At 56.6% G+C, this 12,346-nt stretch carries 4 protein-coding genes; all 4 read right to left on the minus strand.

The window, feature by feature from the left end; translation table 11 throughout:
- Positions 1 to 49: 49 nt before the first annotated feature.
- The 4 genes from MKZ32_RS03650 to MKZ32_RS03665 all read right to left on the minus strand — a co-directional run bounded on the left by MKZ32_RS03650 (position 50) and on the right by MKZ32_RS03665 (position 12,115).
- The gene (locus MKZ32_RS03650; RefSeq protein ID WP_320412281.1) at positions 50 to 1,624 is read right to left on the minus strand and encodes a S8 family serine peptidase; all 1,575 of its coding nucleotides are present in this window, start codon (positions 1,622 to 1,624) and stop codon (positions 50 to 52) included.
- On the minus strand, positions 1,521 to 1,901 hold the full coding sequence (locus MKZ32_RS03655; protein WP_239796022.1) for a hypothetical protein: 381 nt from the start codon (positions 1,899 to 1,901) through the stop codon (positions 1,521 to 1,523). The genes MKZ32_RS03650 and MKZ32_RS03655 overlap by 104 nt, the downstream gene beginning before the upstream one ends.
- A 256-nt stretch (positions 1,902 to 2,157) precedes the next feature.
- Positions 2,158 to 11,508 carry a Tc toxin subunit A-related protein gene (locus tag MKZ32_RS03660; protein ID WP_239796023.1) on the minus strand — a complete coding sequence of 3,117 codons (9,351 nt, stop codon included), beginning with the start codon at positions 11,506 to 11,508 and terminating at the stop codon, positions 2,158 to 2,160.
- Between the two features lie 73 nt (positions 11,509 to 11,581).
- Positions 11,582 to 12,115, minus strand: a complete 534-nt coding sequence (locus MKZ32_RS03665; protein ID WP_239796024.1) for an REP-associated tyrosine transposase — start codon at positions 12,113 to 12,115, stop codon at positions 11,582 to 11,584.
- Positions 12,116 to 12,346 lie beyond the last annotated feature (231 nt).

The following is a 12,346-nucleotide window of genomic DNA, read 5'->3' on the forward strand; positions in this document are numbered from 1 at the left end:
GAGAACTCTCGTTCGATACCTCTCGCGTTTGATGGTCGATGTGACTTCATTAGAAGATGCGGACCACTAGCGCGTACGACTGCGGGAACTGGGCGACGCGGAAGGCGCGCACCCGAATGTTCACCTTGCCCGAAGTGGGGTGGTCCCATACGACCTGCTCGACGTTGTTGGTGCGGTCGAACGCGGTGGCGTTCGCAGGCTGGTTGCCGTGCCGCTCCACCCCGCCCGCGCTGCTAACGATCAGATCCAAATCGTTTTGAAGGCCCTCGCCTGGCGGGTCCGTCCAGACCAGCGTGACTTTGAGCGAAGTGGTTCCCACGGGCACGCTGACGGTAACCTTGTGCTCCTCGCCGGTGTCGAGGACGTCGGCCTCGTCCTGGACCATCAACTGCTCGTTGGGACCGAGAGGGCCAACGATTGCGGCGACATCGACGCGGCCGAAGCCCTGGTTGACGTTAGGAATCACCCCGGCCTCACTGGGAACGTACTGCCCTCCGATGTTGTGAGCGCCATTGATGAGCATGGCCTTGACCAGCGCAGCGCTCGGTTTCTTGATGGTCTTCTGCTTGATCGCGAACTCGCGCAACACCGCGGCACAACCCGCTACCAGCGGCGTCGCCATGCTCGTCCCGCCTTCGTAGAAGTAGAGGGGGTCTGCCGATGCACCCCAGCCGTCCCCCGACGAATCGCGCGAGTGGGTGGAGAGAATGAAGGTGCCGGGTGCCACTACATCCGGCTTGATCCGGTGATCCAGCGTTGGCCCGCGGCTGCTGAACGCCACCATACCCTCCGGGTTGTTCGCCACGCGGTCGATCGAGATTGGGTCGGCCGGGAAATCGCTCGGCCACGCGCTACCGTAGGTCAATGTCATGGTCGGGCGGTTGTTCTCCGTCGCCCCGACCGTGATGCAGTTCTTCGCGGTGCTTGGCGGCTTGATGGAGTTGGGATTGATCAAACCGTTGGCGTCAGAGTCCACGCCCTCGTTGCCTGCGGCGAAGCAAATCACCATGTCGCGATGGTTCCAGACGAAGTCGTCCAGTTCGTGGCACTCGGAGTTGTACTCGCCGTCGCCAGTCGTGTTGCTCCACGAGTTGTTGTGTACTCGCGCCTTGTCGGTCGTGTACGGCTTCTGGAACAGCGTCCGAAGGTCCGCCGGCAGGCCATTTAGTCCGCCGCCTGAGTCCAGAACGGACTGCAGCACAAGTTTGGCCTTGGGAGCGGTACCGCGTACCTTGATGCCAAGCGTCGGCGAGTCGCCATCTCCGAGAACGGAACCCGCGACGTGCGTGCCGTGCCCATCTGGATCGTTCTTCTTACCCGGCCGACCTAGGGCGTAGAGCTTGGTGACGCGACCCTTGAACGCGGGGTGAACGTCGGTGGTCGACCCCTTGTCTAGACCGGTATCGCACACCGCCACGACTTGGCCCGCGCCTTCAAGGACGGTCGTGTCGGCCAGCGGCAATCCCACGCGGAGAATGCCGCGCGCCACATCGTTCTGCAACTTCTTTGGCGACACCTGCTCAATGCTCCGGACCTCGTCGATCTCGGCCAGTTTGGGCAGAAATCGGGTGGGAACGGTCAGCCGGACCTTGTTGCCCGTGAACTTGATGTCGTCGGCGTCCACTCCGGCCGCGGAGGCGATTTTGGCGCGCACCGCCGCCGCCGTGGCGCCTTGGTGCAGGACGATGTCCACCAGGTAGGGCCTTACGATCCAGTGTACCCGACGCCGCAGCGTGGGCCGCCAGGAGGCCGCGCGTGGGCCGAGTATCGGGCGTAGAGATCAGCGCCGGATGGATCTTGAAACCGCGCAGATAGGTATTGACCCACGTCACGAACGGTAGGTCCCGGATCTTCTTGAGGTCAGTGCCAGGATTGTGGCAAACGTAAGTATCCTGCGGCACGAACTCCAGGATTTTCGCACCGGTCTTCTCGAGGACGGCGCGCTGTTCCTTGGTGAGCGGACCTTTGGTCTGCACCAGCAGGTAGTCCGAGTCGTGTGCGTCGGCAGAGAGCAGTTTCGCGGACTTGAGTGCGACCGCTTGGGCTGCGGGATCAAGCGTGACGCCGTTGATGGTAATTGTCGCCATGTGTGTTCTCCTCATTATTAATAAAATATGACGGTTCGCGTTCGGCGCGACCGACGGACAAGCTCCGATCTCAAGCTAAAACATACCGTTCCACTAGCCACATCTTGTCGATCACAGTCTTCATGTCGTGAATTGTGATCTGAAAGTCGCCCATGGGAGCTTCAACGTCATTTGCCACAAACGAATTCATTGTTCCTACGGATTCTCCAGGCGTGAATGGTAAGTCAAGCCCACCCTGGGTGACCGCAATTAAAGACAGCGGGAACACGGTCGGCACCTTTTTACCCTGCGCATCGCGAGTAGAACCTGAGACAAATAGATAAATGTTTTTCGCCAGGATATTTTTCTCTGAGCGTCCTTTGGTAAATACTGGCAGCTTCTCGTTCAGCTTGTCGATTGTCAGCACCCGCTCGGTTGCGCCCACGGCCGGATGGTTGGCGTTGTACCACTCGTTGGGGAAATCGTTCTTCAAATCGAAGACGGCGAAAAGCCCCTCCTCGCGACTAAGGTCTTCAACGCTCTTGATGTAATCCTGCACTGAGTCAGCCGCCGGAGCCTTGAGTTTGTCTCCGCCTTCCACCGACGTGTAGCGCAGGCGCATGACGACATCCGTGATCGTGTCGTAGTCGAACTGTTTGAACTTACTCGGCAACTCGATGCGCCACTTGCTGATGACGCCGGCGCCCTCGAACGGCAGGTATCGCTCATCGTGGAAGTTCAGCTCGAATACGCCGTTTTCGTCTTCCAGCGAGCTTACGGCGATGGAGCTGATGGGCACATTGACGGTGCTGAACCGGTCATCGGCTTGATCGGTGTGCTCGGGATAATCGCTTTTGCCCTTCGCTATCGCATTGATCCGGAACTTGTGCTCGAGCAGCCGGAGCGTGCAGTTCAGACTGGTATGTGCACCCAGGATGCAGGGGATTCGCAGGCTGACGGACTTGAGACGGCGCAGGTAGTGGCCGGGATAGTCCATGTCGAAAAGCACTTCGGGTAATGCGAATTCACAGGTTCCGGTCTCTTTCAGGTCGATCAGCGCCTTGGGGTTGATCTGGCGCAGCGAAATCGACTTCGAGACTTCGAAATCGTGACCGCGCTTTTCCTGATGCGCCGCTTCGAGTTGCTTCAGGCCGGTATACAGGCGTTCACCGGAAAATAGGCCGTCGTACGCGGCATCCCAGTATCCGTATTGGATGAAACTGGACGTAGTGAGGCCGCGCTCGAAGCGGAACACTTTCTCGACGCGCTTGGCCAGATCGTAGGCCAAGTTGTATGCCTGATGGTACAAAGTCCTTATCTGGCTATCCATCCATGAGTACAGGTCTTGATTGGTGTACTTGTTGCGCAGGAACTCTTCGACTTCCAGCGCGTTGTCGATCTGCTGTTGCTGGTTTCGCAACTCCTGGTTTGCCATACTGATGCGAATTTGCTGGGTCAGCATTTGCTTGTCGATGTTCTTGACTTCATACCCGGCAACATTGGCTTGCTGTATCCGGTCTTGCAGTTGCCGGAGGAAGCCGGCCTTGCGGCCCGCATTCGACGATTGATACGAAAGATGGTCGGCATAGATCCGCAGCCCCCGCGCCGCCGCCTGGGTCGCATTTGCCAGATTGGGAAACCCCCAGACGACATCCAAACCGATACCCAGTGGGTGTCCGTCGACATGCATCGTCGGCAATGCATGAAAAACGCTGGCCAGCGTTTCGACGATGCCGATCCCGGTTTGCCAGTCGGCGGCTGCGCTGGCCTTGTCCAGTTCCTCCTTCTCGTACGCAATCAGCTTCAAGCCGCTTTCGTCGACCGGCTGCTCGATCTGGTCAGGCACTTCCGAAAAGTCGGCATCGCCGTCCGGCAACCGGCCCAAGTCTTCGCCGATCAGCTTCAGGTAGTGCTGCAGCCGATAGACCGGCCCTTTGCGGCTTTGCTGCAGCGCCTCCAGCGCCTTGGCGGCTTCGTCCAGTTGCAGATTCTTCACTTCCAGCACCAGCTTGTGGATGCTGCTCTCGTGCCTGGCGCGCAACTGCGATAGCGCTTCCGCGTCGCCCTTCTCCTTCACCGACAGGAAGGCATTTCCGAGCGACTTGACCTCCGAACAGAGTTCCAGCGCCTTCTGCAGCAGATATGCGAAGCGGTAGTTCGGCATCGGGCTGTTCAGGTCATTGAGCACGCTGGACAAACTGAGTCCCTGGGCGGCCGCCTGGACCAGCAGCGCCGGATCGATGGGCGGCTCGAACAGCGGCAGATGACGAATCACGCCGTCGATGTCTTCGCAGTGCCGGATCTTGAACAGCCGGTCGTCGATGGTGTTGCGCAACGCCTGCAACTGCGGATTGTCCGGAATGCAGAAATAAAGCGTGCTCGCAAAGCCAAAGACATTGGCCAGCCCGACCACCCCGTTGCTCGAACCGGTGAGCAACGAGGTCTGGTTGCTGAATGGGAACACCAGTTCCAGTTCGACCATCGCATTGCCAAACGCGTCCCACTTGTCGAGCAACGAGTTGTAGGTCTGAGGCTGGATCTTGCCTCGCTTAGGGATCTTTTGCGCACGCGGCCCGTAACAATGCGATGCGAGGACGTAACATTGAATCGCCAGCGGGATGGCCTCGAGCGTGTTTTGGCGAAAGTAATAGTCTCCGTACGCGACAAGAATCTCTATGTACTTCATGGCCACCCACTTCATGTACGCGGATGGCCGCGAGCGGGCAATCGTGTGGGGCTGGAAAGGCTTGTTGCGCCATTCGTCAATCTGGCCATGGGCCGCGTCTGGGGTGTTCGACTGCAGGTTCAGGAACAGGTTCTCCAGTACATTGGTGGCGTCGATCTCCTTGAACGGCACGAACTGCCAGAACCGCTTGTCATCAGTCCCTTTCGCATACGGATTCATCACGTAGTGGCACATCTTCAGCGCCAGGTCGAATTGCTGCGCCTTGAGCAATCGGTCGGCCAACTGCATCGGCACGTGGAAGACGGCTTCCCAGTTGTACAGGGAGTTGGACCGCTTCAACTCGTTGTACAACGGCTTTCCGTTGGCTGATCCATATTGCCCGTAGGCTTCTGCGGGATCCTGCGTCAACTTGGCCGGTTTGCCGGGGTCGGTGTTCTCAACGTAGTAGCTGAACACTGCGCCGAGGTCGCTGCCTCCCAGCCGGCCCAGCAACTCGTGGACGAAGGGGTGGCTGAACAGCCATTGACTGGTCTTGCTGTCGACCTTGGCCTGCACGCTCGTCGTGTTGTCTTCGAAGAACGGCTCGGTGGTCGACAGAAACGGGTCGTTGGAGGAGCCAACAGCGACGATCGATTCCCGCAGAGAATGAATTCGCCTTGTTCCCTGTATGTAGTGGAAGTCGGTCAGCGCGCCGTTGAACCGCTTCGGCTCCGGTTGGACGTGGAGTTGGCTTCCGGTGAAGTGGAAGGCCCCTATGGCGTCTTTCTGAATGTAGGCCTCGACGATGACCTTGGGGTTGGCATCGTCGACGATCTTGTAGAGAAATGTGAAGAGTTCGATCTGCCAGTGTGCGGAGTAGATGCCTTGCGTCGTGACGCTCTTCTGCGTCCACTTTCCGTTCCTGTACTCGCTCCACGCCAGCTTGATTTCCCAGCCTTCGACCGGCTTGGCAACCGGAATTTCCTTGTTGGGATCTATCTTCTGCGGCGGCTGCGGGGGAACCGTTTTCTTGACGAATTGTGGGAAGAAGATCAACAAGCGGTTGCGCCACACCACAGGTATCAGATACGTGCCATTTTCGACGATGACTTCGGTTCGGTTGCCCTTGCCGTCGATGGCCTCCGCGTCGTAACTCGGAATATCCACCTGGACCTTTTCCCACGGATACCAGTTGCGCTCGGCGGTATGGAAGTAGCGGTAGAACAAGAGATGGGGCGCATTGCGGGTCCGCGCAAAGACGTGCAGCCTGGCGCCCGGGTCGTCGAGAAACAGGCCCACGACCTTCAGATTGGCCACCTGGTCTACCTTGAACAAGTAGCTTCTCAATGCATCTTCGACGGTTTGCGGGCTGATGTCCTTTTGCAACAGTTCCGCCTCGAGCTCTTTGTAGAACAGACTCTTGTCGTCGCGTAGTTCGGACTTGATCCAGTTTTCCGGATAAAGAAATACCTTGCGATTGGCCTCCCAGACGCGGTACTTCTGCATCCATTCCCATCGGCTGCGGCTGAGGACGTCGGTCGCTACGCCGTACTGCGCTTCGAGTCCCAGCATGCACCGTTGCACAAACAACTGCACCGTCGAGATCGCCTGCTTGATGCGCGACGTTTCCATGCAGGCATCCATCTGCACGTCGATCAGGAAAAACTCGAAGAGACTGTCGGCATCCACCACGCCCCAATCAATCAGGTCCGGCTGCACCAACAGGTAACTGATCAGCGCCTGCTTCTGGTCTTCGCGAAGTTGGTCGTTCAGTGGCTTGACGACTTGCTCCCAATCCTCTTGGTCGTAGCGGGCACGCAAGGTGGCGCGGATGCCTTCCGCAATTTGGTGGCAGACCGAGAACCTGGAAACCGGATTGGCCCACGCAAACAGCCGATCAATATCGGTGCCGATCGCAGCGGCAACTTGCAGCGCTTTTTGCAGCTTGAGCAGGTTGACTTCATTGCGGAATGCGTCAGGGCGATTGAGATCGAAATGTTCCGGAGCGATCAATTTTCCGATGTCACCCGGTTCCCATTGCGTCGCTTCGGCGATTTTTTGGCTCAGCGTGGTCGCATCCGGCTTGTTTGCCCACTGGAACAGACCCAGCAAACTGATTTCTGTTTTTGGCAATTTGTCGCGCAGGCTCGCGTATGCCTGTAGCCGACGCCAGTGTTGCAGCGTTACTGCGTTGAAGTCGAAGCCATCAAAATCAGCCGCGTGGCCTTGCCAATAACTCACTTCGTCAACCGTCAGGTTGAAACCGTTGACGACCAGGGCGGCTTTAAACAGCTTGATAAACACGTCCTTCGTACCGCTTGAAGAATAATCAGGCAACAAGACGGAGGCAGGGATAAGCGCCTTGGGCGAGGACGATGTTCTCCACTGCAAGTCGGTAGCAGGCTGACCCTTCACCTCCAGCCAATACAGTTGCCCGCTTTTGAGTGCTTGCGGGCTCACGGGGGCTGTGAACCAGACATTGGTTGGATCTAACTGCTGCACAGTAAACGGTATCGACTGGCCATCAATCACCATGTCCGGTGGTTGCTTGTCGTCAACCAGGCTGGTCGCGGCAAAGGTGTAGGCACCGTCTACTGTCGGAATCAGGTAGCCTTTCCAATCTTTGCCACTCGCTGCGGGTTTCTGATGAATTTGCTCCAGCACGTCGATGGCTGGTTGCCTGGATGCCCCAACCCACAATATGTCGGATAACAGAATATCCGTGACATCCATCGGCAAGCTTGCCGCCCCTGAAAGGTTGCTGACAATCAACCGATGCGCCAGACGCTGCCGCAGGAAGGGCAGGAAAAACTTGAGGAAGTAGAAGCGTTTTCCCAGTGCGGTGTTCGCATTGGTTACGGCAGGGTTGTTGGGGTCGGGCGGCACGTTAATGTCGCCTGCCAGCAAATTGACTATCGCGTCGGCGGAGTTGGAGAAAATCCCAAACACGTTATCGTTGAAGAATTGCTGCGCTTGCTTACCGACCCGATCAAGAGCCGGTGCCCAGCCGGCGTTGTTTGAAAACGTTTTTGCCTGCGTCTTTTCTGTGTCGGTCAGTATGCCCGTGACTTGAATCGCCGCACCGGGCGGTTTTGCCGGGTCTTTCTGCATGCTGTATTTAAGCTTGGTGAAAGTCTCCGGGATCACGATGGCCGGATCCACTGGGGCATTGGTTGTGTAGACGGTCGTTCCCTCCAGCAGCCCGATGATTTTCTCTACTGTGGCGGGTTCATACAACAGCCCGGCCTTGGCGCGAATCAGGTCAGCGGTTGCCTCGTCTTTCTTCTCTGGCGGCACATCCTTAACATCCTTATGTTCCTGGTCGATGGCGTTCAGGCCGTCGTAGAGCGTCTTGCTGATTTGCAGGATGGCCTTCTTTGCCGGGGCGAGCGGGCGCTTTGGATCGTCATGATCCTGAATCAGGTAGTTGAGTTGACGGAAGGTGAAACCCGCGTCCTCCATGTTTCCCCAGTCGCGCAGAAGCGCCAGCGTGTTTTCTGCGCTCGTGAATGGATCAACAAATAGGTTGAACACTTCGGCCAGGTCCGCGACCGGCACATGCAGTATTTTCGCGAGCAGGCTGTGGCGATAAAGCGCGGACACATTGTCCAGGGTCAAATCGTTGGACAGTGGGCGGGACGGGAACGCGACGATCGCCGTCACGTCGTCCGCCTTTATCTTCAATGCGGCCATCACCACCGGCATATGGTCGGATAGCTTGGCGGCTTGCGTCAGGTAGTTGCCGTTCGCGTCCGATTTGAAAACCTTGTCGATCCCAAGCAGGTTGTGCGTCAGGAACAGGCGGGAGTACAGCGATTTTTCACCGGCGGTGTTGATGTCGGCCCAGAATGACAGCAGCTTGTCCAGCGGCAGCCCGGTGAGGTCTAGCAGCTTCCGGATGGCGACCAGTTGATGCAGGAAATCCGTCGAGATATTTTCAGACAGCTTGGCAATTTCAGGGCATTTGCTGTCGTCATGGTGCTCCGGCGGGTTGCGGCAAGCGCCTTCGTCACCGTCGCCCACATCGCTGCAATCGGGCTGAAAAACATCGAACCCAATGGAGCTGCCATTGCCCGGCACCAGCGTTACGCCCGAACCAGGAAGCGAACCGATCAGTGCTCCGCCTCCCAGCCTTCCGGCGTTGGCAGAGCTAGCCGTCCCGATCAGCGCCAAATCGGTTTCCGCAATGGTCCAGCCCAGCTTGTGCCATAGACGGATAAAGCGTTGCATGCGGTCGTATTCATCGACCGACAGGACCGAGCCATCGAGGTGGGTCAGGCGGACTTTGTCGAGATTGCAGGTGTCGCGCGTTGGCAGCCAGTTTACAGCTGGCTTTCCATCACCCCGAACAGCTGTATCAACACGTCCTATCTTATTTCCATCGTCGTCAAGTATCCATAGCCAACTGGGAGTCGGGCCCGGGTCAAAAACAAAAGGCTTTCCAGCGATATCGAGGACGGGTGCGGCGTGCGCAACGGGCTGCTTACTCTGGTCGAATCCCGGCGTGACGCCGACATGTCCGATGACCGTTTTTCCCGTCGTATCGACGATACTTCCATCTATCCGCAAGCGACCGACTTCCTTTTTTTCGTCGTGATTGCTGACGAGTTTTCCCTCAATTGGCAACTTTGGCCCTTCACCAAATTCCAGGACGATCAGTTTTCCGATTCTCTCGAAGTAGCAGTACACCCAGTTGTGAAAATCCGTGTGCGGCAAGCAGTGTTCCGGACTCTGTTGATGACAAGGGTCTGGGTGCAACAGGGTGTCGATTTGAGGAACTAATGTTTGCGGTTTGTTCAGGAACTCAATCAGCTGGGCAAAGCGCACTTTGGGGTCGGTGCTGTCGACCACCAAGGTCTGCAGAAAGCGGTAGCTGAATCGTATGCTTTCCAATATCGCCAGCGCTCTGCCTTGAGGGAAAGCCGGATTGATAAAGCGCGTTTTCAGCAGTTCGACCAGATCGATGTATTGAATTCCGGTGCGTGGCAGGAACTGTTTCTTCACAAAAGTTAGACCCAGCATCGAGGTCTCGTCGATGCTGAGCATGTCCGCTTCGGCGCTGGCGCCGATGTAGCCGAAATACTCGGGCACCGGCCTGACGCCTATCTTCTGCTGGTATTCAATGTCGGTATGGACCTTCTGAAGAGTGAAATCAAAATAGGCTTTCGGCCAAAACGCCTCCCGCGTCAGGATAATGTGTTCTTCCTGGGTGATGCCGAGAAACTCCGCGTCCGCCGAGCGATCCAGAACCCTCGCATGCAGCTTTTGTAGTTCCTGCTGCTGAGCGGGTGTAAGAACCAGGGAAACGGTTTCGGTAGCCGTGAGGAAAGTATCCAGTAGTTCGTAACGACTCGTACCAAGATACTTCAGCCAGATCCGAATGACATCAATAGGTTGGTGGTACGGCAGCGTGAAGGGGTAAACCGCGTCCTTAAGAATGCAATAAGCCTGGTAGTTTATGTGTTGCGGCGATGCCAACAACTCGCTGGTGGTTTCATCCAGTACGTTGAAGACCTCCAGCGTTGCTTGCTTGGGCACGTTTGGATCAGTATGGTACTTGTCGAGGTGCACGACGAAGCTCTCCATCACCTCGTTGACCAGATCGATATAGGGCAGCACAGTGAAGGTGTTTTCGCAGGTGAGTTCGAGGCAGCCTAAATCTGGACGACGGCGAAAAAGCTTTTTAAGCGGTGTACCTTCAATGCCGGACTTGCCCGTATTCGGTTTGTCCGGATCAAGATTGTTGTTCCTCAGATACTGAAGTATCTCGACGAAATACGCGGCCGGGCTGTAGACGGACAGACAGTCCTCGCACTCGCAGAAGTCGATGCTGCCGAACAGCGCTTCCAGGTTCAGTGGAACTGCCTTCTCATCGGCCACCCCTTGCAGCTTGGCCATGCGCTCCTCCATCGGCTGCTGGCCATCGATGATCGCCAGGCCCGTTCCTCGCCACGCCTCGCGCATTGTCATCAGCGCGTGCTCGTTGCGGATGTGGGCGTTGATCGCACTCGTATAAACCTGCTTGGCCGCTTCCACACCCAGCATCGGCCCGTGAGCGCTCAGGAACGTGGATTCCGGTATTTCGGCGATCCGAAATGCCGAGGTCAGGTTAGCCTTCATCAACACCGGTACGGCGGCGGGTATGGGGCTGATCGCCTGCACGCGTTGTAGCGTCTTGAGGTGCTCGATGACCTCCGAACGATGCTCGTCGGCGATACCGTTGAAGGCGTCGGGGTGTTTCAACGCGGTGTAAACCGAGGTCGTGCGGATGTTGAAATCGGGTTGGTTGTTCAGAAAACTGCCGATGCCGGCGCGTACAGTCTTGTTCGCGATGGGCAGTTCCGCGTCCTGCACCATCCGCTGCAACACGGCGGTGGGTTCGGCGGTAAATAACTTGTTGCGCAGAATTGTCGCCGAAGCTTTGGCCTTGTTATGTGCCTGGCTGCCCTTTTTCGCGGTCGAGTTTACAAGTTTTGTAAGCCCTTCCAAGTTGAACTGTAGGGCCATGTCACGAAGGTTCGTCACTTTTGGATCTTCGACCAGAGCCTTGACCACCTGTACGTTGTCGTCGGACAATTCTGCGAGCGAGTGAGCGAATTTGAGTTTATTCAGCAAAGCTGCAGAGAGCTTGGCTTTTTTTAGATCTTTTAGCGCAACCGACCAATCGCCGCCCGCATCGGTAAGCGCTTTCCCGACCAGCTTCTGGTCGCCTTTGTCGGCTAATACGACGTTAAGTGCTTTAATCCTGGTTTCGACGTTAAAAATTGGCGTTGGCATGGCGTTACCTCAAAATGTTTGTTGTAGTGTTCAGATTTTTTGTTGCCCCGCAGTCATGCGGATTTTTTTCTTTTCATCTCAAGCAATTGTCGCGATATTCTTCCAACTCAAGGCCATCGGTTGTTTCGCCTTTGCCAGCCCAATGCAAAGGATAAAGGCCGCGTTCGACGTAACGATGGAAGGTCGAGTAAGGCCAATCCGCAACCTGTTGTACGTAACCGTGTTTGAGCGGATTGATGTGGCAATAATCAATGTGTGTCGCATAATCACGGTCATCGCGAATCACATGTTCCCAAAACCGGCGTTGCCACAGGCCGCGTTCACCGCATGCGATGCGCACCTTTGAACGCCGCTCGGTAATGGGCAAGGCTTTCGAAAATCTTTGTTTGATCAAGCGCCAGCGGTTGGAAAAATCATCATCGCCGGGCGGCAATGTCCACACGCAATGCAGGTGGTCAGGCAATACCACCCAGGCATCGATATGAAAGGGTCGTTTTTGTCGTACCTTAGTCACCACAGAACGCAGCAAGTCAATATGTCGAACCAGCAAATCGTTGGGGTAACGCTCCAATAAGTTAACGGTAAAGAAATACGTTCCACCTGCCACGCGATAACGTCAATAATCCGGCATGCCATTCCCCATCCATTTCGTTATTTCGTAGGGAGGAATAGCGATAGCGTATTCCGCCAATTTCAATTCCCCAGCCATACGTAAAGCAGATTGCGCAGTAATGGAATATTCACCGCTTCCCTTCACCTTCGGTGCAATACGCTCACGCTATTGCACCCTACGTCATTGCGCCGTACGCGGTACTTATTGCGCCGTACGCGCGGTGAC

The sequence above is a fragment of the Candidatus Nitrotoga arctica genome (assembly GCF_918378365.1).
Taxonomy (GTDB): domain Bacteria; phylum Pseudomonadota; class Gammaproteobacteria; order Burkholderiales; family Gallionellaceae; genus Nitrotoga; species Nitrotoga arctica.